Here is a 23,222-nt window from a genome sequence, read left to right as displayed (position 1 = left end):
TTAAATTTATGCTATAAAGTTACACTATGGATGTCCGGATCGGGTTAATATTTCTCCTTTTCCTCTTGTCATGTAATATGAGCGACAGGGAACAAAAAGTATACGCCTCCCCACGTGGTTACGATTTAAAAGAGCCGGTACGCTACCGGGTCAGGGAATCTATGCAGGAAATTTCAGGCATAGAATTGTTTCCCGATGAACACAAAATTATGGCCATCAACGATGAGGAAGGCCGCATCTACCAGCTGGATGTATTGGCAAAAGAACCTTACCCGCACTTTAAATTTGCGAAGGATGGGGATTATGAAGATATCTGCCACACAGATAGCGGCTGGTTTGTATTGAAAAGCAATGGTTCCCTGTTTGAAGTCCACGGACTGTTCACCGACAGCGTTTACAGCGATCATCACAAAATGCCAAAAACGGGAAAAAAGGAATTTGAAACCACTTACTACGATCCTGCCCGTAACGGTGTGGTGATGATCTGTAAGAATTGTGAAGATGATAAACGCCTCGGCGTTACCAGCGCCTACCGCTTCGATCTGGCCTCCAGGACATTTGATACCACAGCCATTTATAAGTTCAATAACCAGGAGATTGCGCGCCTGGCCGGTTCAGATATGCGGTTCTTCAAACCTTCCGCAGCGGCTATTCATCCCATCGAAAAGCGATTGTACATCATCGCCTCGGTGAATGGATTGCTCGTGATCTCCGACCTGCAGGGCCACGTACAGGAAGCCTACAACCTGAAACACCGCCTGTTCCTTCAGCCGGAGGGACTGGCATTTGCACCCAACGGCGATATGTATATTTCTAATGAAGGCGGATACGACGGTACTGCCAATATTCTTAAATTTACCTACAAGTCCAAATGATCAGATCAGCCATCATCTATATTGCCCTACTAATTGTCACATGTACTGCCGCCTATGCCCAGTCGCCGCAGGTCGTGAAACGTGTGATCCTTATCGGCGACGCCGGGGAGCTGCACGACAACGGCAAAAATCCCGTAGTGGATGCCGTACGCAATACCTTCGATCTCCAGGATAGCCGGAATACTATCCTCTTCCTGGGCGATAACGTATATCCGCACGGGTTACCCGATTCCTCCAGCAACAAATTCCAGGTGGCCAAAGAAATCATCGACTACCAGATCAACCTGGTACGCGGTACCAAAGCCCAGGGATATATCATCCCCGGTAACCACGACTGGGACAAAAGTAAACCCGATGGATGGGATATCATCCGCAACCAGCAACGGTATGTGGATTCCCAACACCTCGATAACGTTCAGTTTGAGCCCAAAGAAGGTTGCCCCGGCCCCATAGAAGTAAAGATCTCCGATAATATCACCCTCATCATTATGGATAGCGAATGGTGGGTGTTCCCTTATCAGAAGCCGGGAATAGAATCTTCCTGCGATTGTAAAGATAACGACGAGATCCTTACCAGGCTGTCGGAAATAGTAGCTACCAACCGCAACAAGCTGATCATATTTGCTACCCATCACCCCTTCCGTAGCTACGGCATTCACGGAGGATATTATACCATCAAGCAACATATTTTCCCGTTAACAGACCTGCGCCCCGCACTGTATGTGCCTTTGCCGGTGATAGGCTCTATCTATCCCATTGCCCGCGGCGTTTTCGGTACCCCGGAAGATATTCCCAATCCGAAGTATCAGCAAATGATCAAAGGAGTGGAAGCAGCCCTGAAACCTCATGGCCCGGTGGTGTTTGTGTCTGGTCACGATCATACCCTCCAGCTCATAAAAGATCAGCAGAACGCCTACGTGGTAAGTGGCAGCGGCGCAAAAAATAACCGCGTAAAGAAAGGGTCGAAATCGCTGTTTGCCAGTACAGATAATGGTTTTAGCACCATCGAATTAATGTCCGACAGCACCGTACGCGTACAGTATTATATTGCAGATAACGGCACACAGCCCGTTTTCAGCGATAACCTGTTCCGCCTGCAGGATATTCCGCAACAGTCGCTCGCCTACACACCGCCGGCATCACTGCCGCCATTTATCAGGGTAGCTGCGGATACACAGTATGTACATGTCTCCAATTTTCATAAAAAGTTGCTGGGAGAAAATTACCGGCAGGTATGGGCCACTCCGCTCAACTTCCCGGTACTGGACCTCAAAACTGCCAAAGGCGGCCTGAAGATCCTGCAACGCGGCGGTGGAAAACAAACACACTCACTCCGCCTGGAAGACAGCACCGGCACCGAATGGGCCATGCGCTCCCTGAAAAAGTTCCCGCTGGCAGCTATTCCTGAACTGCTCCGCGAAACCATTGCCCGCGAAGTAGTGCAAGACCAGATCTCCGCCGCCAACCCTTATGCCCCGCTGGCAGTAAGCGTATTGGCCGAAGCCGCCGGCGTGCCGCACACCAATCCCACTTTTGTATACCTGCCAGCCGATAGCTCGCTCGGCATCTATGCAAACGACTACGGAAACGAAGTATTCCTCTTTGAAGAAAGAGAACCCGCTACCGGCAGCAACAATAAAACTTACAATACGCCAAAAGTGCTGGCAAAGATCTGGGGAGATAATGATGAGCATATCGACCAGAAATCTGTACTCCGCGCCCGTATCTTCGACATGTACATCATGGACTTTGATCGTCATGACGACCAGTGGCGCTGGTATAAAGAAAAACATAAAGGAGAGGAATACTATTACCCGGTACCCCGCGACCGCGACCAGGCGTTTTTCCTGAACGGAGGATTTATTCCCCGCCTGGCTGCCCGCCCCTGGTTTATGCCGGCTATACAGGGCTTCCGGAAAGATATCCCCGATATCAACGGCTTTAACTTCAGCACCCGTTACTTCGATCGCTCTTTCCTCAATGAAATGAATGAAGAGGATTGGAAGAAACAAACAGATAAGCTTTTAAAGAAGATGACCGACAGCGTGATCACTGCTGCTGTAAACGCTTTTCCCGATACTATCCGGTCGCTGGTAGGCCCTATGATGATTGAGAAGTTATCTGCCCGCCGCAACATCCTGGAGAAGAACACACTCAAATACTACCGCTTCCTCGCCAAAGGCGTTGACGTGCCGGCTACTGAAAAGAATGAGCTCATCTCGGTAGAAAAACAGCCTGGTGGTAAAGTGGCTCTCGATATATTTAAGATCAGCAAGAAAGGAGTCGTTCAGCAAAACATCTACTCCCGCACTTTTGATCCTTCTGTAACCAAAGAAGTAAATGTATATGGCATGGGCGGTAATGATCGCTTTGTAATAAAAGGTGATAACGCAACCCCCATACGCATACGCCTCGTGGGCGGCAAGGACGCTGATTCCTATATTGACAGCACCACAACAAAAGCTGGTAAACGGGTACGCATATACGATCAGAGAACCGGAAAAGATACTTTCGCCCTCACCGGCAATGAACAACGCCGCCTGTCCAACGATCCGGCGAATATCAAATATAACCGCAGCGCCTTCCAATATGAAAAAGCAATGCCGTTGATAGCAGGTGGCTACAATCGTGACGATGGTTTGCTGCTCGGTTTAGGCTTGTCCGTTACCCGCCACGCATGGCGCCGGGAGCCGTTCTCCACCAAGCACCTGTTCACCGCTACGCATGCACTGGCCACCCGTGCCTGGAACTTCCGCTATGAAGGAGAATATACCGACGTAATCGGGAAAACAGACCTGCTGCTGTTTGCCAGAGCAAAAGCGCCCAACAATACCATCAACTTCTTCGGATATGGAAATGAAACTATATTCGATAAGTCTGATAATAAGACTATTTCTTACTATCGCGCACGGTATAATTTTTATACTGCAGAAGCATTGCTGCGCACCAGCATAGGAAATCATATGACCATTGCGTACGGTCCTACATTCAATAACTACGCTTTTAATAAGGATGAAAACCATAACCGGTTCATCACCGATTTCAAAGACAACGGACTGGATTCTGCCGGTATCTACGCCAATAAAGCATATGCCGGCGGCAAAATAGTAGCCACTATTGACACCCGTAACAACAAGATCATTCCTACCCGCGGCATCTTGTGGACAACCACTTACGCCGGTAACTTTGGTGTAAATGATAAGAGTTATAATACTACTTCGCTGCAATCGGATCTGAGCCTATACATGAGTTTCCGCATCCCGGCTAATTTTGTAATTGTAAGTCGTTTTGGTGGTGGTAAACTATGGGGGAACTACGAGTACTTTCAGGCACTTACGGTAGGCGGCGTTCAAAACCTGCGCGGTTACCGCAACTACCGCTTTGCCGGCGACGCCAGCGTATATAACAATACAGAAATACGCGTGAAGTTATTTGATCTCAAAACTTATATCCTGCCTGCAGGCGTAGGGCTTATCGCCTTTAATGATGTGGGCCGCATATGGAGGGAAAATGAAACCTCGCACGTATGGCACGATGGATACGGCGGCGGCGTTTATATTGCGCCGATCAATGCCCTGATCATCACCGCAGTAGTGGGGCATTCCAAAGAGGAGACAATACCTTATATCACCTTCGGGTTTAAATTCTAAATAAAAAAGGGAAGGCAGATGGCCTTCCCTTTTTTTATACGATAGCTTCCATATTTACTTTTACGCGGAGCGCTTTCAATCCGCTCACACCCTGTAGCTCTTCCAGGTCTAGCATTTCAATTTCCGGCAGCAGTATTTTTTTGCTTTGCAGGAAAGTAATATACTTTTTCAGTTCCTCCATTTCTCTCACATAAGAGTATACCATTGCAATAGTACCGGGTTGTGTTAACCGTTCGCCGGTATCTTTTATATGTACTTTATCAATACGTTTTTTGATGATCTCATAACGCACATTGTAAGCGCCTTCCACATCAAACCGGCGTTCGTCGCTGCGGAAGCTGATGGTGATAGGAGCGCTGTGCATCAGGATCATCTGCGTGGTTTGCAGCGGCACCTTTAATTTAGGTCCCAGTTTATGTGTAAGCCTTGCGATATGCGCCATAGAAGAAAGCTGCCACAGGCGCAGGTTGCGCAGGTACAACTGGTCAAATTTCTTTTCCTGGGCAATCGACTGGCCAATATAAATAGTATACTCCACGCCATCGGTACGGTACTTTTCAAAGTAGCAGGGGAAAGAATGCTGGATGTACTGGCGTTCCTTCTCCAGGTACTGGCTAATGGCCATGTTGATGTTGGATAAGCTTTCTTCGTACTCTCTCCGGTGATGATAAACGTGTCCTTCCGTTTTATCCATCTTCGCAAAATAGCTGGCCAGTAATGGTTTCAGCTCTTCATTGTCTTCACAGAGATGTTCCAGTACAGGCTGTATTTCCTGGTCCATGAACTCGTTCACCTTCAGGTCTTCGCCCGCCTGCAGGCTGTTACTGAGGTTATCCAGCAGATCATTTGTTTTAAACTGCAGTTCCTCCAGTAAAGGCAGGTGAATGGTTTTCCCGATGGTTTCGAGTGTATCGCGGATCAGTTCCAGCTGTTCCTGCAAATCTTCCCGGATAGCAGTGCCCTGTTGTACAGATGAGTTGCGGATATCCACCGCGCCATAAAGCGGGTACACTTCATCAAAGCTGATGCTTTCAATATCTTTTCTCTCTTCTTCTGGTGTCAGCAGGTAGTTCCAGGCGGCGTCTACAAACTTCCATTCCACGGAAGGCTGTAAGGCGGTAAACTGGTCTTTGATCACTTCATTCAGCCGGCTTTCGAGGATGTTCATGCTGCGGTTCAGCATCAGCACCAGCAGGGGATAAGTGTTTTGCAGTTTCCACAGCGGGTCGGACGATAACCGGTTAGGTGTGGAAGAGGCCAGCTCCAGCACGCCCAGTATTTCTTTTTTATGCGTGATCGGGAATATCACGAAGCTCCGGATATTCTTGATTGGCAGATATTTCAGGAACGCATGTGGCGCAATCGACGTTTCATTTACATCAGGAACTATCAGCGGCGCCGGGTTTTGCTGCGCGTGTTCCAGCAGCAGCTGGAAAAAGTGCTGCTGTTGTTTTTTGTTGCCCACTCCCAGGATCGGATCGGTATTGGAGAATTGTTCTTCCAGCACATTTTTGCCGTTTACTTTTGGAAACGGCACCATGTGGGCGGTTACATCGGGGATACCTAAAATAACCGGGATCATTTTTTCCAGGGTCCGGTAGCTCTCGATTTCGTTGCTGGTGCGCATGTTCATCACCAGGCTCTTGATATTATTGAGCGTTTCCGATTGGGTTACATCTTTCACTGTCCAGATAACAAAGCCTTCCAGTGAAAACATACTGGTAGGCAATAACTGTTGCAGGGCATCCGGTGTAATCTGCTTGGAGCAGAACATATCATAGTTCAGGTGCGGCAGTTCACCGTTTACCTTTACATCCACAAACCTGGGATCTATATTTACTTTCACATAACGTTTACCACCATCAGGCGTTTCCAGCGTATGGATGATATCGTTCTTATAGTTCATGGGAAAGTGGAATACCTTTTCCAGGATCAGTTTGTACAACCAGGTGATCTTGTCTTTTTTTACCTGGGCAATGGAAATGCCGTCCGGAACAGCCGATAGTTCGGAGCCGTTTTCAGCAAATAGCTGTTTAAAGAGATCAGAATAATGGAAGATGGCGAACTTAAACGGAACGCCTATGCCATAGATGTCTTTGCTGGAATCTGTGGTAACCGGGAAAATAGCGGCTATCAGCAGATCCAGGTACTCCTTGTATACACTGAGATCAGCAGTGGCAGGAATGGGTTTGAGTATCTCCGGGTTACTTTCAAATTTATCAATGATCAGTTTATAGAAAGACGAACGGGCTTCTCCTTCATGAGTTACCTTTTCCTTCAGATAATTCAGGAACGGTACGAATGATATATTAGACTCAATTACTTTATCATCGTTAAATATACCGGGGTGTGCAGTTAAAACTTTCATATTATATTATAGTACAATTATAACCAAAGGCTGTCCTTTTAGTGCCAGTAATAATTCTTATTACAATTTACAGTAAAACATTGCAGGAATAACAGAGAGGGGGTACTATTGTAGACGCAAAGGTAGGAGAAATATTGTATCAATATTGAATTCCGGGATTCAGGTATTTGTCAAATGTGCTATACACCTGATAATCAAATACCTGAATCCGCGGAAATCCGGAAGATTTATTGCAATTCGATCTGGTTTTTAAGCAGATCTTCCAAGGTATCACGTTTACGGATCAGGTGCGGCTTGCCGTCTTTCACCAATACTTCCGCCGGTTTCAGGCGGGAGTTAAAGTTGGATGACATTTCAAAGCCATAGGCGCCGGCGTTATAAAACACCAGGTAATCGCCTTCCCTTACCTCATTAATCTTACGGTCCCATCCAAAGGTGTCTGTTTCGCAGATATTACCTACCACGGTATAGATCCGCTCGGTGCCTTTCGGGTTGGAAATATTGCGGATCAGGTGGAACGCCTCATAAAACATGGGGCGGATCAGGTGATTGAAGCCGGAATTTACCCCTACAAATACATTGGCAGTAGTTTGCTTGATCACATTAGCCTTTACTACAAAGTAACCACTCTGGCTTACCAGGAACTTTCCTGGTTCAAACCACAGCTGCAGCGGACGTACGTATGATTTAGCAAAGTTATTGAACGCTTCGCTCAGTTTTTTGCCGAGGAGGTCAATATCTGTTTCAGGATCTCCCTGCTGGTAAGCTACCTTAAAGCCGCTGCCGAGGTCAATAGATTCCAGATCAGGGAAGTGCTGTACCATTTCAAACATTACTTCCACGCCGCGCAGAAACACATCTACATCCTTGATTTCAGAGCCAGTGTGCATGTGCAGGCCGGTTACTTTCAGTTTAGTAGAATTGATAATGCGTTCGATATGACGCATCTGGTGGATGGAAATACCAAACTTGCTATCGATATGCCCGGTAGAGATCTTGAAGTTCCCGCCCGCCATGATATGTGGGTTCAAACGGATACAGATCGGATAGCTGCCACCGAACTTATTACCAAACTGCTCCAGGATGGAGAGGTTGTCTATATTAATGATTACGCCCAGGTCTTTCGCTGCAATAATTTCCTGCAGGTCCACACAGTTGGGGGTAAAGATGATATTCTTAGGATCAAAGCCGGCCTTCAGGCCCAGCTGAACTTCCTGGATCGACACCGTGTCCAGTCCGCAACCAATAGAATTGATGTACTTAAGGATATTGATGTTGGTCAATGCCTTACAGGCGTAGAAAAAGCGGGTGTCAGACTTCTGAAATGCCTTTTGGAGCTTTTCATACTGGGTTTTAATCTTTTCTGCATGGTATATATATACCGGGGTACCAAATTCTTCTGCTACTTTCACCAGGAAATCGGCAGTAAGTACGTCGCTTTGTTTAGGCATTGAAAATCCTTAGTTTAAGAATGAGGATGCAAAATTACTACGCAAAAGTGAGAAATTGTAGAAAAAAGGGAGAATCGCCTATAGGGGAGGTTCTTATTAGTGAATTCATGTATTTATGGAACCACAGATTTGACAGAACTGCCTTCAAAATCAAGACGTATGCTGAGGCAGATACGGATAATGTTGATTTAAGCCTTTCATTGGCTGAACGGGTGCGCCAGGCCTGGTATTTAACTTCAAAAGCTTATGGGTTTGATTTGAATAACCCACCGCGGATGGATAAGACTGTTTTTTCATGTAGGAAACAGAAGTAATTATTCCTGATCTGGATAATCAAACAAGTCGCGGGGAGGGATATTAAATACCTTAGCCAGCCGGATGATAGTAGAAAATCTTATATCTACCTTACCCTTCTCTATTTGTCCCAGGTTAGAAAATTCAATATTACAATGGGCATCCATTTGGCGCAAACTCCATCCCTTTTGTTGTCTTAGATATCGCAGTTTGGCTCCCAATAGTATTAATGCTTCCTGATTATTATTCATAACCACGTACAAGTTTTTTAACAGAATTTGAATGATTTAGAGAGAAGGATTAACTATTAAGCAGTTCAGCAGGAGTTACTTCAAGAACAAGCGCTAATTGTAAAAGTGTAGTGTATCTTATATCTAATTCACCTCTTTCCATTTTACCAATACTGGCGGAATCAATATTACAGCGGGACGCCATTTCACGTTGGCTCCAGTCTTTTTGCTCTCTGAGTTGGCGGATTCTTCGCCCCAGGTTTTCCAGCTCTTTTTGTTTATTGATGTCCATATTCTTAAATCGAATATGAACAAAATGAACAGTAATTTTGAGGACATATATGCCCTCATGTGAATTTAAATGATTATCTTTGCTTCATAGTAACAGCCTTGTTAACCAAAACCATACATATCATGCAACCAACAAAAAATGTACAATCCAATCCACTCCGTTCTCTCCTCGAAGGCTTTGCTGGCAGCGCCGTTAAATTCCGCGAAAAAGTTTGTGAAGAATGCGGTTGGAGTGAAAGCACGTTTTACAAAAAGGCGCGCGAAACACGCCACCATGCAGCCGTTTTCAGCATCGCCGAAATGGAAAAAATAAAAGACCTCGCCTGGGAAGTACAGCAGGAGCTGAAAGACAGGTTATGAAAAATGAATTGCTAAAAGCTTTATCAGCGTTGCTATTAGCAATTTAACCCCGCAAATATTTGGAAGGTTCGTATAAACGAACTATTCTTACAAAAGTAAGTACAAAATTATGTACGTTTATAGGTACTTATTATATAAAGTAGCATAATATGCAAGTAGTAAATTACAGTGATTTCAGGCATAAAATGAAAGCACATCTTGATAACGTTTCTGATAATCATGATGTACTCATCGTACCGCGTGGTAATGAGAGAAGTGTTGTGATTATTTCCCTGGAAGAATATAATTCTATTCAGGAAACGTTACACCTCATGAGATCAGAGAAAAATAGAACCCGTTTAATGGAGGCTTTGGAAAGAGCTAACAATGGTAACGGTGAAAAACATGATTTAATTGAAGAGTAAATGACGCTTACATGGGATAGTAATGCCTGGGAGGATTACTTATACTGGCAACAAAATGATCGTAAGATCATGAAAAAGAGTAACGAATTACTGAAAGACACGATGCGACAGCCTTTTGAAGGTTTGGGGAAACCCGAATTGCTCAAAGAAAACCTGGCTGGATGCTGGTCCCGAAGAATTGACCAGGAGCATAGATTGGTGTACAAAGTAATAGAAGATTCTATCTACATCCTACAATGTAGATACCACTATTAAAAAAAAGGTCAATCCATTTCGATTGACCTTTTTTGTGCTGACTTTTAGCGATACTCTATAAAATCCTTTATCGGCTGATGTTATAGCTAGGTTAAAAGTAAACACGCTAATCACTCCTCCTCATCCCCCTCCATAAACCCTTCAATACTCCGCCGGTCTTTCTTTGTTGGACGGCCAATCTTACTCTGGCGCTTACCGGTCTGGAATACAGATGGCACAAAGGCTGGCGCCAGTTTGTCCTCATCCGGGGTATTGTCTATATAATACTTAATAGCTTCAGGATAGGCCACCCTGTTGGAAATGAGGCCGGTTACTTCAATCACCCACTTACGGGCTTCGCTCCTGATCTCAAACTTATCGCCTATGTTCACGGGTTTAGCGGCTTTTACTGAGGAGCCGTTCATCTTTACTTTACCGCCGTCGCAGGCATCTGCAGCCTGGCTGCGGGTTTTAAACACCCTGATGGACCAGAGATATTTATCTACGCGTACTTTTTCGGTATTACTCATATTCAAAACTTTAAGCCGGCGGCAACCGTGGCTGCCGCCGGTTTGGCTATTTACTCATTTCCGCAAAAAATTTGTGGAAATAAGGAATGGTTTCAATGCCTTTGTAATAATTAGCTAAACCATACTTCTCGTTGGGAGAGTGGAGGTTGTCGCTATCCAGTCCAAAGCCCATCAGTACTGTTTTCAGCCCCAGTTCCTTTTCAAACAGTGCTACGATAGGAATACTACCTCCTCCGCGCACCGGGATAGGATCTTTGCCAAAAGTGGCGTTGATTGCTTTGTGGGCTGCCTTAAATGCTACCGAGTCGATCGGGGTAACATACGGGCTGCCGCCATGATGCTTGGTTACTTTCACCTTCACACTCTTAGGCGCAATGGCTTCGAAATGTTTGGTGAACAGGTCCGATATTTCGTGCCAGTCCTGGTTGGGAACAAGGCGCATAGAGATTTTGGCAAATGCTTTGGATGGCAATACGGTTTTGGAACCTTCGCCGGTATAACCACCCCAGATACCGTTTACTTCCAGCGTTGGCCGGATACCGGTTCTTTCGATAGTGGTAAAACCTTTCTCTCCCCAAACATCAGCTACACCCAGGTCTTTTTTGTATTCTTCTTCATCAAAAGGAGCGGCATTGAGTGCGGCTCTTTCTTCTGCGCTCAGTTCCTGTACTTTATCGTAGAAACCGGGAATGGTGATGTGGTTATTTTCATCGTGCAGGGAAGCAATCATTTTTGCCAGGATGGTTGCCGGGTTAGCCACTGCGCCACCGTACACGCCACTGTGCAGGTCGCGGTTAGGACCGGTTACTTCTACTTCCATATAAGCCAGTCCGCGAAGACCGGTATCAATGGAAGGGTTTTCCAGGCTGATCATGGAGGTATCTGAAATCAGTACTACATCTGCTTTCAGGCGCTCTTTGTTATCTTTCAGGAAGATGCCGAGGTTAGCAGAACCTACTTCTTCTTCCCCTTCAATCATAAATTTGATGTTGCAGGGAATAGTGTTGGTTTTGTTCATGGTTTCAAAAGCCTTTACATGCATGTAAAACTGGCCTTTGTCGTCTGCACTGCCACGGGCATATATATTACCATCTTTAATCACCGGTTCAAACGGACCGCTATGCCACAGTTCCAGCGGATCTGCAGGCTGTACATCATAGTGACCGTATACCAGCACGGTGGGTAAGGATGGATCTATGATCTTTTCGCCATAAACGATCGGGTGACCAGCAGTCTGACACACTTCTACTTTATCTGCGCCGGCTTCTTCCAAACGTACTTTTACCGCTTCTGCACATTGCTGGGTATCTTTATTGTGACGGGAATCCGCACTCACAGAAGGAATGCGTAACAGCGCCAGTAATTCATCCAGGAAACGATCTTTGTTCTCTGCCTGGTAATCTTTCCAAACTTGCATGATTCTAGGAAATTAAGTTCACAATGTGGTGCAAGTTAAAGGAAAATCAACATTTACAGATTTAGATAGTTTCGAATGGTAGTTCATGACGCTTTAGAGAAAGCGGAGGAGTAGTCCATTCCCGTTTGAATAACATCCAATACACGATACACTCCCTTTTGTCAATCTCTAAATCCGGCCCGGAAACCCTCCCGTGGTTTTATCTTATTTTCAGTAAAAAAGTTAACGCTTATGGCAAAACAAACAGGAATAATCAGTTTTACGGGCAAGCTGGGTAACCTGATCGGTTACCGCAGGAACGGACAATATTACCTCCGTACCATGCCCGAAACGGTGCGGCAAACCGCCGCTACCCGTCACGCATCGCGCGATTTTGGTATCGCCAGCAGGAAAGGAAAACTGGTCCGGCAGGCCGTTACGCCGCATTTGGATATCTCCCGCGATGGCTCATTGGTCAACCGCCTGAACAAGACGTTGATCTCCGCAGGGAAAAGTCAGCTGCAAATGTTAAACGGCTTCCGGTTCAACAGGCACGCCAGCGTGGAGAATTTCTTCTGTCAGCAGCCGGTGATGTCACCTGCCGGAGTGGTAACCATACCCGCGCAAACATTGCGGCCGGAGGGCACAGCCACCCACCTGGAGGTGAAGGTCATTGCTGTCCGCGTCAGTTTCCTGGAACGGCGTATAACAGGTAGTCGTACGGCCAGTGTTATGATCGGTATGGATACACGCTTCAGTGATATTGAGCTGGATGTGGCGTTGTCGGGAAAAGGAACGTTGCTGGTAATAGTACAGGTAAGAAGCTTCAATGGCCCGCTGGCAACGGCAAACCGCCGGTTTGTGGCGGCAGATATACTCGCAGTGGTGCCGCCGGCAGTGAAAAAACAGCGGGTAACTGTAATACCGGATGTAAAGAAAGTGCCGCGTTACAAAGAAGCGCGCGGGAAGAAGTATAATACTACTTTGTGTACACCTCACACAGTGCTGTTACGCCAACGGGAATGAGCATACGTTCTCCTGATCAAGTCCACCTTGCGTGCAACGCAACAGTAAGGCATAAGTAGGCCCGTCCCCACTTCACAGGAACTCCTCCTTATTTTCACTGCCTCCAATAATGATCAGGAAATTAGTTTCTGTCTTACCAGGAACTCCAGTTTCTGGTTTACATCAAGCAATTTGGCGGTTAACTCTTTGTTCTCTTTGCGGAGGGCGTACACTTCATATGCCTTCTCGATATTGTGTTTCAACTCCTCTTCGTTCCAGGGTTTGGAGAAATATTTATATACCTGTCCTTTGTTAATGGCATCTACTACTGCGTTGATATCGGCATAGCCGGTCAGCAGCATACGTATAGGCTCGGGGTATTTTTCCAGTATTGATTCAAAAAACTCTATCCCGGTTGTTTTGGGCATCCGCTGGTCCGAGATAATGATGTGAAATTCCTGTTCTGCCAGCAGCTTTTCTGCTTCTTCTGCAGAAGTGGCTGTAACTATGTTGTACAACCTCCTGAATGAAGCTTTGAAAGCATTCAGATTGTGTATTTCATCATCAATATAGAGTATATGGATGTGTTGTGCACTCATTTAAGCAGACTTAGTTCCAAGTTATTGATAATAAATGAGTTAGAAACAATGAAACTTTCGATATCGATTTTGTATCCATTCTGCCCCATTCACCTTAAATCATATAGTAAAACGTTCAGCATTTTACACCCAACAAAGGTACATATAAACATACTGTTTTATGACGAATATTTCAAGGATGAATGAACTTTTTTAAAAAATAGCCGTTTCCTTATCCAATAGCGATTTAGTGGGGGAGTTTCCATATTTTCGTGTAGTTATGAAAAGCGCGCGTTAACCGCTTTTTTTATAGCGTTCACCGGTGAAAAAACTACTTACACCGGCAAGCGTAAAATCGGGAATACCTTTTGCACATTTGCCGGCACTTAAAACTTAAATTTAAATTCAGATGAAAACAGGAATTATTGTTATCGTAGTACTCGCATTGCTGGTCATGTTAGGTTGTGGTAAATACAACGGCCTCGTGACTAAAGACGAAAACGTGAAAAATAAATGGGGAGTGGTACAAAGTAGCTATCAACGCCGTGCTGATCTGATCCCTAACCTGGTGGCCACAGTGAAAGGCGCCGCCAATTTCGAAACTGAAACCCTCGAAAAAGTGATCCAGGCACGCGCCAGCGCTACCCAGATCAAAGTAGATGTGAATGATCTCAGCCCTGAAAAAATTCAGCAATACCAGGCTGCACAAGGACAGTTAAGCCAGGCACTGGGCCGCTTACTCGCCGTATCAGAAGCCTACCCCGACCTGAAAGCAAATGCTAACTTCCAGAACCTCCAGGCACAACTGGAAGGAACGGAAAACAGGATTAATGTTGCCCGTAACGATTTCAACGAAGCGGTAAATGCTTACAACAGCTCCGTTCGTACTTTCCCAAACAACATTGTAGCCGGTATCACTGGCTTTAAACAAAAAGGTTATTTCGAAGCAGCCGCGGGTTCCGAAAATGCTCCACAGGTTAAATTCTAAAACAACCTTTAAAAGATAAGCCGCCTCCGGGATGCTGGTGCAATACCGGCATCCCCGGAACGGAAATCAAAAAAATTATATACAGCATGCGCATTTTCCCTTTTAAACGAAAAGAGATTTTTTCAGAAACGGAGAAAGAAAGACTCGTGCAGGCTATCCGGGTAGCAGAACGGCTTACTTCCGGAGAAATCAGGTTGTTTGTAGAAAGCCATTGCAGCTACGTGGATCCTATGGACAGAGCGAAAGAAGCTTTCGTGTCACTCGATATGGGAAAAACAAAATTGCGCAACGGCGTTTTGGTATATGTGGCCATTAAAGACCGGCAGTTTGCCATCCTGGGCGACCAGGGCATACATGAGAAAGTAGGTGACGAATTCTGGGTGAAAGAAGCAGGATTATTAATCGACCACTTTCAGAACAATCGTATTATCGACGGCATTGAAGCATGTATAGCGGAAATAGGCGCCTCACTCCGCACTTTTTTCCCGCACGAAGCCGGTAACGATGCTAATGAATTGCCTGACGATATCGTCTTCGGCAAATAAAAGCCACTCTTTTTAAACGATTTTAGCTTTGATACAATGAGGATACTACGCTGGTTTTTACCGGGATTATTAATGATGGCGGGTTTGCTGGCGAATGCACAGAATATACCGCCCCGGCCTAATCCTCCCACTTTAGTTAATGACTTTGCAGGCGTATTGCTGAAAACTGAAGATGATGCCCTCGAACAAAAAGTAGTGGCCTACTTCGACAGCACCTCCACGCAGATAGCAATTGTTACACTCAAGTCCATCGGCGACTACGATATCAGTCAGGTATCATTAAAAATATTGCGCGATTGGGGAATAGGTACCAAAGGCAAGAACAATGGTATCCTTATTCTTGTTTCAGTGGAAGACAGGAAGATCAGGATTGAAACGGGCTATGGCATGGAAGGCGTAGTACCCGATGCGGTTGCCAACCAGATCATTTCACAGGTCATAAAGCCAGCTTTCCGTGAAGGACACTACTATCAGGGCCTCGATGGCGCCGTAGAAGCCATTCAGAAAGCAGCTGCCGGCGAATACCGCGCAGATCCGCGGCAAAGCAAACCCGGCATCAGCCCGGGCGCTATATTCCTGATCATCATGGTCATCGTGATTATCGTTTCCATTATTGGCCGCGGTGGCGGCGGCGGCAGAGGTGGCGGAACCACCTATAACAGGCGCGGCGGATGGATATGGCCGGTAATAGGCGGCATGGGAGGCTTTGGCAGTGGTAGTGGCGGAGGCGGATGGTCCGGTGGTGGAGGAGGTGGTGGCTTCGGCGGCTTCGGAGGAGGTTCCGGCGGCGGCGGTGGCGCCAGCGGCAGCTGGTAATAGCAGGAAAACTATTTTATGTCATACTTGCATGTGTTAAATGGAGATGCTACCCTTGCCTTGTTCCGGGAAAGCAAGGTGCCGGGGGAAATAGTGGTATGCCGGGAAATGATGTGCGAAGGCAAAGTAAAATATACAAAAGACCTCACAGAATTCTTTGAAAGCCGCGCCAAACACCTCGAATTCCACTACGGAATTGATAAACAAACTTATTATACCAATGTAGTACAGGAGCTGGAGAAACTAGATCTCTCCGGCTCCGGTACAGATGAAATTGTACTCTGGTTTGAATATGACCTGTTCTGCCAGATCAATATGCTGTTCATCCTTTATTACCTCAGCAGCCGGCTCACCGCCCTTCCTCCCATCAGCCTGGTGGACCTGCACCATCACCCCAATGCGGAAGACTTCCCGCAAATCTTTGAACAACGCACACGGCTTCAACCAGAGGATATCACCTGGGCCGCCGATGTATGGGATGCCTGGTGCCTCAGTACCCCACAAGTGCTGGAAACAATCAGTAAACTCTCTGCCGGGAATCTGAAATACCTGCCCGCAGCTATCAACGCACACCTGAAACGTTTCCCCGATGTTAATACCGGCCTGAGCACCATCGAAAACTATTTCCTGCTTCGCCTCGTACTGGGCAGTTACCGCTGGTACGACCTCTACATGCTTTTCTGGAATGAACTGGAAATATACGGCTTCACCAATTTCCAGCTCGATATCCTCATCCATCGAATGGCTAATGCAGGCGTAATAGAAGAACACGACCAGATGCTGAAAATTACCAGCCTGGGAAGGGAAATACTGGAAGAAGAAGAAAATTATCTCGACTATGTATCACTCGAGCATCGCTGGCTCGGAGGTGTAAGACTCGCCAATACTCCCTGGCGTTGGGATCCTAAGCTCAATGCCCTCGTGGAGATCATAGCGTAGGTTGTCTTTCTCAGGATTCCCCTGATTTTACTGATTTACTTTTTGATTTTAAGGATTTAAAAGATAATGGGAGATAAAAGCGACGTCCGGCTTCTATCTCCCATTATCTGGTATAAAAAAATAAATCAGTAAAATCAGGGGAATCCTGAGAAAGACAACCTACGCCACAATCACTTAATACTCTTCCTGATCTCCTCTGATGCTTTAGCCATATAGTCTGCCTGCTTCAGCAGCTCATCGCGGTTAGCGCCGGTAGTGGCTGTAGCTTCCTGCGATTTGCTTTTGCTGATTTCCTGCATCCAGTTGCTGATGTAAGTGCTTACCTGTGAGTTGTTAAATTGTGCGGTCATGGCTTTCACCTGGTCCACACCTTTTATCACAGCAGGGGTGTTGTTGATTTTTGATAAGAAACCCAGGTAGTCGAAAGCCGCATTCAGCTTGTCCTGACCGGAGGTTTCATCAAACTTTGTTGCCACAAAAGTAACATCGGAGGCATTACCTTTCCGGGCATATACACCGGCAATAGCATTCACCAGTTTACCTTTGGTATCACCTTCCAGTTGTTTGGCAATGTTATACGCTTTGTCTAAATCCAGGGTGGCTAAGCCTTCCAGGCCGGCGGCTTCTACAGCATAGGATTTATCTTTTGTGGCTGCTTCAAATAAAGCGGCATACTGTGGATCTTTTAATTCACCCAGTTGCTGTAACGCCGCTGCGCGTACAAGGGAGCTGGGGTCTTGTTTGGCAAGATCCGTCAAAATAGGCAGGGCAGCGGTTTTCACGGCTTCATTGCCAAGGTTCAGCTTTCCGATGGTATAGGTTCTCAGGCCGTGGTATTTATCTTTCAAAGCCAGCACCAACAGTTTCACGGCTTCCGGATTGGTAGCCTGTGCATCTGCTGCTTCATCTATTGCAATATGGCGGTCCATGTAATTAGGTGCATGGGCGTATTGATAAGCATAAGTGCTAAACGCCCGGTGGTCATCTATCTTGGCTAAAACTACCTTATCTGCATCTACATTTACCAGGTCTGGTTTAGTTGTATAAGAGAAAGTGAAAGAGTCCACCCTGTTTTCCATGAAGATGTTATGCCTGTTTGCTTTACCGCCTGCATATATATCAACGGCCATCGGGATATGCCATACTTTACTGTCTTTCTGGATCTGCTGTAAAATAACAGTCACCGTGTTGGCGGCATCATTATACTTATAGCTGATGTCCAGCTGCGGGAAGCCTTTGCCAAAATACCACTCGTTGAAGAACCAGTTCATATCCCTGCCGGTTACCTCTTCTACCGCCAAACGCAGCTGGTGCGCTTCTGTAGCTTTAAAGGCATTTGTTTTCAGGTAAAGGTTCAGGGATTTGAAGAAGGCAGAATCACCAACGGCATTGCGGAGCATATGCAGGATCCGGCCGCCTTTCTGATAGGTGATCTGGTCAAACATATCTTCTTTGTCGTGATAATGGAAGCGCACCAGGTCTTTATCGCCGGCGTATTGCACCATCGACATATACGATTGCGCCGCTTCCAGGCTGTGTTCATCTGCCGCGTCCTTACCATATTTATGCTCCAGCCACAGGTATTCGCTGTAGTCTGCAAAGGATTCATTTACGGTAAGATTGCTCCAGGACTCTGCAGTGGCCAGGTCACCAAACCAGTGGTGGAACAGTTCATGCGCAATTACGCTTTCATTGTAATTGTTGTTGTCCAGCAGTTCGCGGTCTGTTTTCTGTATAAACTCCCCGTGAAGGGTGGCGGTGGTATTTTCCATGGCGCCGGAAACGTAGTCGCGGCCTGTGATCTGGGAATACTTCACCCAGGGATAATCGTATCCCAGTATTTTGGAATAGAAGGTGAGCATTTCGGGTGTGTTGCCAAAAATGTTTTTGGCATATTTCTCAAAAGGCTTTTCCACATAGTAATTTACTTCTTTGCCGCGCCAGGTATCTTTTACAATGGCATACTCGCCTACAGCCATCATAAACAGGTAAGGGGAGTGGGGGAGATCCATCTTCCAGGTATCTGTACGGGTGCCGTCGGCATTGTTTTTCTGGCTTACCAGCTTACCGTTGGAAAGCGTTACATATTTCTTTTCCACAGTCATGCTGATTTCCTCGGTGCATTTCTGGTTGGTTTTATCGATAGTGGGAAACCAGGCAGAAGAGCTTTCCGTTTCGCCCTGTGTCCATATCTGGGTGGGCTTTTTAGGATCTTTACCATCGGGATTGATGAAATAAAGTCCTTTGGCATCAGAAATAGCGGCGCTTCCCTTTACTTTGAGTTCATCGGGTTTTGCGGTATAACTGATATAGATGATATATGATTCAGTGGCTTTGTAGCTTTTATCCAAAGCAATATGCAGTTGCAGATCGTCGTAGCTGTATTTCAGCGGAGTACTTTTACCTGCTTTTACTACTGCCACTTCTTTGATGTCCATGCCTTTGGCGTCCAGGGTGAGGGAGTCGGTGGCATAAAAATGTGGCCTGAGGGTTATCCAGGCTTTGCCATAGAGGTACCGTTTGGCGTAGTCGAAACGTACGTCCAGCTTAGTGTGTACCAGATCGTTCACTTTAGTGGCGGATGCGCGGTAGATCTTTAGTGCGGGGTCTTCCTGGGCAGCTTTGTCAGATTGTGCCATCAGGGAAGTGCTCATCCCCAGTCCGGCTATTCCTCCGATCAGCATCCCCATCAGGGATTGCTTCAGATGTAGATTCATGTAAGAGACTGTTTTAAACAAATGTATCGGCTTGCGCCAATTAAAAAGAGTCAAATTTAAACAAATGGACCAAATATGAGGTAAGTGGTTAAAAATGCTATTTTTGTTGAGCTTACAGGCCAATAAAACAGCATTATGATCAAAGCAATAGTGAATGGTAAATCTACATTTGCCGTTAATAACGATACAAAGCTTACCTGCGATAACCAGGAAGTGGATTGGTCGGCAGTGAAGCTGCCTACCGGCGATTACAGCGTTATAATGGATGGCCGCAGCTACCAGGCGCAGGTATTGAGGATAGAGAAAGATACTAAAACCGTGGTGTTACAGATAGATCAGCAGCAGTTTGAAGTGGTGATAGAAGAGCCGATCGACCAGCTGCTGGCATCAATGGGGATCAAGGATGCAATGACCAAAAAGGTGAACGACATCAAGGCGCCGATGCCCGGACTGGTGCTGAAAGTGCTGGTAACCCCCGGACAAGCCATCAAAAAAGGCGACCCGGTACTGATACTGGAAGCCATGAAAATGGAAAACGTATTCAAGGCCGGATCAGATGCTATCGTAAAAGAAATCAAGGTAACAGAGCGCACCGCAGTGGAAAAAGGCGAAGTGCTGATCGTGCTGGAATAATATTTGCACAAGGACAGTTTTATACCAATTTATAGTATGCATCTCAAATACAGGACAGTAATATTCGTATGGGCATGTCTGTTACTATGCGGCCGGCTGTGGGCGCAGGAACAACTCCACTACGTGTATATTCAGAGCGAGAAGGGACAGCCGTTTTATGTAAAACATAACGGCAAAGTGCTGAGTTCCACCGAAAGGGGCTACATTATTATCCCCCGGCTGGAAACAGGTACGGCGCCCATTACAGTGGGTTTTCCAAACAAAGAAGCTAAGGAAGCGCAGTTTAACCTTAGAATAACAAAAAGTGATCAGGGCTTTCTGCTGAAGCAATCCGGCGAAGCCGGTTATTCTTTATATAATCTGCAAACCTTCCGGGAACTCAGGTCAGATGCAGGCGAAACTGCCCTGGCGGCAGCGCCTCCGGCTGCAGATTCCATTGTGCCGGAACTGGATACCGCCAAAAAGGAAATGATGACCAACCTGCAGAAGGACCTGGAAACTACTTTTGCCGATAAAGCAATTGTAACCGGTCCTGCTAAATCCGCAGCTCCCGCCAAATCAGGAAATCCTTTTGCTTCTGCACTCGATAAAGTAGTGGTAGGCGGCGACGACAGGAATGAGCCGGAACCTGCACCGGAAGTGAAGAAAGAAGCTGCTCCTGCGGAAGTGGCGCCAGTGGCTGCTGAAGGAGAAGTAAAGAAGCCCCGGAAGAAACGCAATAAAGGAGAAAGAGAACCTTTAACAGAAGAAGAACAGGCTATTTTGAGTGGCGTACTGGCTGAAGAAGGTAAAACCGCCGCCAGCGAAGCCGCTGCCGAAGACGCTGAGAAGGCCGCTGCTCCTGCAGAAGAGCCGGTAAAAAAGAAATCAAAGAAACATAAAGCAAAAGAAGGAGATCCTGACTTTATAGAATTCCAGGATGATAAAGCGCCTGCGGCTGTTGCAGCCACTACAGAAGCTGCTGCGCCGGTAGTAGTGGAAGTGCCGGTAACTGCCACAGAAGAAGCGCCGGTACGCGCCAAAAAGAAAAAGAAAAAAATCTTTGACGATACAGAGCATCCGGCTAACATCATTACGGATTCCAGTGGCTATGGTATTGCAGTTACGGACGAAGAACCGGTAAAGAGCAAAAAGAAAAAGAAACGCAGTGACGAAGAAGTGGTGAATGCAGATGCAGCAGGAGCGCCGGTAGGAGCAGAGGTGGTGCCTGAAATGACGACTGCGGAAAAGAAGAAAGCCGATGCGCGCCTGATCAATACCGATTGCACCAACGTAATGGACGATGATACTTTCCGCAAGGTGTTACGCAAATTTGTAGCTGCCAGAACGGATAACAGTATGATTGAAGTATTTAAGAAACAAACCCGCAACTATTGCCTGGAAACAGTGCAGGTGAAAACCCTGGTACAGTTGCTCACTGCGGATGATACGCGCTATCGCCTGCTGGATGCAGCCTATTCCAAAACAGTGGATACCGAGAAATACGGTTCGCTGGAAACCCTGTTAATAGATGACTATTACAGGGGCCGGTTCAAAGCCATGTTGCATAAGTAATATAACCTTCATTATTACGGAGTTATGGGAAGATAGATCACGGGATCATCTGACTATAACTCCGTAATTCATTCCGGATAGTCCGTAATTCTTTATTTTCGCCCCCATATGAACAGGTACTTTATTGAAGTAGGATATAAGGGGGCGCAGTACAGCGGTTTCCAGGTACAGGAAAATGCACATACCGTGCAGGCGGAAATAGACCGGGCGCTGAGCATATTATTCCGGGAAAAGACGGAAAGCACCGGCTCCAGCAGAACCGACGCCGGTGTAAACGCACAACAGAATTTCCTGCACTTTGATACGGAATTGCCCCTGCATCCACAGTTCCTGTATAAGATCAATGCCATTCTCCCTGATGATATCGTGCTGCGGGCTATTTACCAGGTGCCACCGGATGCCAACAGCCGGTTTGCAGCGCTGGCCCGCTCCTATGAGTATACTTTATATACCCGCAAAGATCCTTTTCTGAAAGACCGCGGATACTTTTTCCCTTATAAGATGGATATCACTGCATTGCAGGAAGCCGCGGAAGTGATTAAGGGTTACAGCGATTTTACCACGTTTTCCAAGCGCAATACGCAGGTGAAGACTTATATCTGCAACATTACCGAGTCGTACTGGACGGTAGACGGAGAGCGTATAGTCTATAACGTTACAGCCAACCGTTTCCTGCGTGGTATGGTGCGTGGACTGGTAGGAACCATGCTGAGAGTGGGGCGTGGTAAGCTTTCTATGGATCAGTTTAAGGCCGCGATAGAAAGTCTTGATTGTACAAATGCTGATTTTGCAGTTCCTCCGCAGGGTTTGTTTTTAATGAAAGTAAGATATCCTGATGGGTTGCTGCAGCCAATACGCTTTGATCGTCAATAATTCTTGATCTCTGTAATCCTTTGCCACAAAGGATTACAGAGAAATCTAAAAAATAGTCGGGTGAAAAAGTTGGAAGTGTAAAAATTCCGCCTACCTTTGCGCTCCGCTTTGATAGAAAGCACGCATACAAAAGCTCTTTCCGACACTACATTTCTACACTTATTTTATCATGGCGGTACAGCTGTTAATAGCTGGTATCAGTGCTTCTGCGATCAGCTATCATGAAAAAATAAAATTTAAAAAAAATCTTTAAAAAGATTTGGTAGAAAATAAAAGTTGATTACCTTTGCAACCCCAACAACAACGGGGCAACAAACGGAAAGCGAAAGTTGCAGGATAAATTGAAAAAGATGTTTGGCAAGAGTGCCACGGAGATCGGATCTCACACATCATCAGCGGTCATGTAAATGATCAAAAGTTCTTTGAAAGATTGGAAACAACAGCACGAATCTAAGTAGTGATGCTTAGGTTCAAACAGGTAATGTACAGCT

21 protein-coding genes are annotated in these 23,222 nt (G+C 46.2%); 13 read left to right on the top strand and 8 right to left on the bottom strand.

All coding sequences use genetic code 11. The features are described from left to right. Positions 1-26: 26 nt before the first annotated feature. Positions 27-875 carry a hypothetical protein gene (locus PV783_RS00105; RefSeq protein WP_420986816.1) on the top strand — a complete coding sequence of 283 codons (849 nt, stop codon included), beginning with the start codon at positions 27-29 and terminating at the stop codon, positions 873-875. Next, a complete protein-coding gene (locus tag PV783_RS00100) occupies positions 872-4,525 on the top strand; it encodes a BamA/TamA family outer membrane protein (RefSeq protein WP_420986815.1) in 3,654 nt (1,217 codons plus the stop codon). Before PV783_RS00105 ends, PV783_RS00100 begins: the two co-directional genes overlap by 4 nt. A gap of 34 nt (positions 4,526-4,559) precedes the next feature. Here the strand turns inward: PV783_RS00100 and PV783_RS00095 are convergent, their stop codons facing one another. From PV783_RS00095 to PV783_RS00080, 4 genes are all read right to left on the bottom strand, one after another. After that, positions 4,560-6,893, bottom strand: coding sequence for a GAF domain-containing protein (locus PV783_RS00095; protein WP_420986814.1), 2,334 nt, complete (start codon positions 6,891-6,893; stop codon positions 4,560-4,562). A gap of 227 nt (positions 6,894-7,120) precedes the next feature. Then, positions 7,121-8,344, bottom strand: coding sequence for a diaminopimelate decarboxylase (gene lysA, locus PV783_RS00090; RefSeq protein WP_079473623.1), 1,224 nt, complete (start codon positions 8,342-8,344; stop codon positions 7,121-7,123). A 314-nt stretch (positions 8,345-8,658) separates the two neighbouring features. Beyond that, positions 8,659-8,889, bottom strand: coding sequence for a helix-turn-helix domain-containing protein (locus PV783_RS00085; RefSeq protein ID WP_111579970.1), 231 nt, complete (start codon positions 8,887-8,889; stop codon positions 8,659-8,661). Positions 8,890-8,938: 49 nt separating this feature from the next. Then, on the bottom strand, positions 8,939-9,160 hold the full coding sequence (locus PV783_RS00080; RefSeq protein ID WP_079473626.1) for a helix-turn-helix domain-containing protein: 222 nt from the start codon (positions 9,158-9,160) through the stop codon (positions 8,939-8,941). 122 nt (positions 9,161-9,282) lie between these two features. On the opposite strand from PV783_RS00080, the gene PV783_RS00075 reads away from it, so the two are divergent. The 3 genes from PV783_RS00075 (at position 9,283) to PV783_RS00065 (ending at position 10,178) form a co-directional block, all read left to right on the top strand. Further along, entirely contained in the window at positions 9,283-9,519 is a 237-nt protein-coding gene (locus PV783_RS00075; protein ID WP_420986813.1) for a hypothetical protein, read from the top strand. A 149-nt stretch (positions 9,520-9,668) separates the two neighbouring features. Beyond that, positions 9,669-9,923: a type II toxin-antitoxin system Phd/YefM family antitoxin gene (locus PV783_RS00070; protein WP_079473628.1), complete on the top strand. Its 255-nt coding sequence runs from the start codon at positions 9,669-9,671 to the stop codon at positions 9,921-9,923. Further along, positions 9,924-10,178: a Txe/YoeB family addiction module toxin gene (locus tag PV783_RS00065; RefSeq protein WP_420986812.1), complete on the top strand. Its 255-nt coding sequence runs from the start codon at positions 9,924-9,926 to the stop codon at positions 10,176-10,178. A 110-nt stretch (positions 10,179-10,288) separates the two neighbouring features. On the opposite strand, the gene PV783_RS00060 is transcribed toward PV783_RS00065, so the two are convergent. Together PV783_RS00060 and PV783_RS00055 are read right to left on the bottom strand one after the other, a co-directional pair. Beyond that, a complete protein-coding gene (locus PV783_RS00060) occupies positions 10,289-10,687 on the bottom strand; it encodes an RNA-binding S4 domain-containing protein (protein WP_079473630.1) in 399 nt (132 codons plus the stop codon). A gap of 46 nt (positions 10,688-10,733) precedes the next feature. Further along, positions 10,734-12,104, bottom strand: coding sequence for a dipeptidase (locus PV783_RS00055; protein WP_079473631.1), 1,371 nt, complete (start codon positions 12,102-12,104; stop codon positions 10,734-10,736). A 231-nt stretch (positions 12,105-12,335) separates the two neighbouring features. On the opposite strand from PV783_RS00055, the gene PV783_RS00050 reads away from it, so the two are divergent. Further along, positions 12,336-13,109 (top strand): hypothetical protein, encoded by a 774-nt coding sequence (locus tag PV783_RS00050; RefSeq protein ID WP_420986811.1) that lies wholly within the window; start codon positions 12,336-12,338, stop codon positions 13,107-13,109. A gap of 113 nt (positions 13,110-13,222) precedes the next feature. Here PV783_RS00050 and PV783_RS00045 read toward each other — a convergent pair whose 3' ends face one another. Then, positions 13,223-13,687: a response regulator gene (locus tag PV783_RS00045; protein ID WP_111579972.1), complete on the bottom strand. Its 465-nt coding sequence runs from the start codon at positions 13,685-13,687 to the stop codon at positions 13,223-13,225. 388 nt (positions 13,688-14,075) lie between these two features. Here PV783_RS00045 and PV783_RS00040 point away from each other — a divergent pair, with 388 nt between their 5' ends. The 4 genes from PV783_RS00040 (at position 14,076) to PV783_RS00025 (ending at position 16,954) form a co-directional block, all read left to right on the top strand. Next, a complete protein-coding gene (locus PV783_RS00040) occupies positions 14,076-14,654 on the top strand; it encodes a LemA family protein (protein ID WP_079473633.1) in 579 nt (192 codons plus the stop codon). An 86-nt stretch (positions 14,655-14,740) separates the two neighbouring features. Then, on the top strand, positions 14,741-15,199 hold the full coding sequence (locus tag PV783_RS00035; protein WP_079473634.1) for a TPM domain-containing protein: 459 nt from the start codon (positions 14,741-14,743) through the stop codon (positions 15,197-15,199). Between the two features lie 36 nt (positions 15,200-15,235). Next, positions 15,236-16,015: a TPM domain-containing protein gene (locus PV783_RS00030; RefSeq protein ID WP_420986810.1), complete on the top strand. Its 780-nt coding sequence runs from the start codon at positions 15,236-15,238 to the stop codon at positions 16,013-16,015. An 18-nt stretch (positions 16,016-16,033) separates the two neighbouring features. Further along, a complete protein-coding gene (locus PV783_RS00025) occupies positions 16,034-16,954 on the top strand; it encodes a hypothetical protein (RefSeq protein WP_420986809.1) in 921 nt (306 codons plus the stop codon). Positions 16,955-17,124: 170 nt separating this feature from the next. Here the strand turns inward: PV783_RS00025 and PV783_RS00020 are convergent, their stop codons facing one another. Then, entirely contained in the window at positions 17,125-19,671 is a 2,547-nt protein-coding gene (locus tag PV783_RS00020; RefSeq protein WP_079473637.1) for a M1 family aminopeptidase, read from the bottom strand. Between the two features lie 135 nt (positions 19,672-19,806). Here PV783_RS00020 and PV783_RS00015 point away from each other — a divergent pair, with 135 nt between their 5' ends. From PV783_RS00015 to truA, 3 genes are all read left to right on the top strand, one after another. Next, a complete protein-coding gene (locus tag PV783_RS00015) occupies positions 19,807-20,304 on the top strand; it encodes a biotin/lipoyl-containing protein (protein WP_111579976.1) in 498 nt (165 codons plus the stop codon). A gap of 36 nt (positions 20,305-20,340) precedes the next feature. Beyond that, the gene (locus tag PV783_RS00010; protein WP_420986808.1) at positions 20,341-21,858 is read left to right on the top strand and encodes a DUF4476 domain-containing protein; all 1,518 of its coding nucleotides are present in this window, start codon (positions 20,341-20,343) and stop codon (positions 21,856-21,858) included. 108 nt (positions 21,859-21,966) lie between these two features. Next, the gene (truA, locus tag PV783_RS00005) at positions 21,967-22,731 is read left to right on the top strand and encodes a tRNA pseudouridine(38-40) synthase TruA (RefSeq protein WP_079473640.1); all 765 of its coding nucleotides are present in this window, start codon (positions 21,967-21,969) and stop codon (positions 22,729-22,731) included. Positions 22,732-23,222: the final 491 nt, after the last annotated feature.

This window comes from Chitinophaga sp. CC14 (assembly GCF_048957795.1).
GTDB lineage: Bacteria > Bacteroidota > Bacteroidia > Chitinophagales > Chitinophagaceae > Chitinophaga > Chitinophaga ginsengisegetis.
The sequence above is the reverse complement of the archived record's forward strand: the minus strand, read 5'-3'. Positions and strand labels throughout refer to the sequence as shown.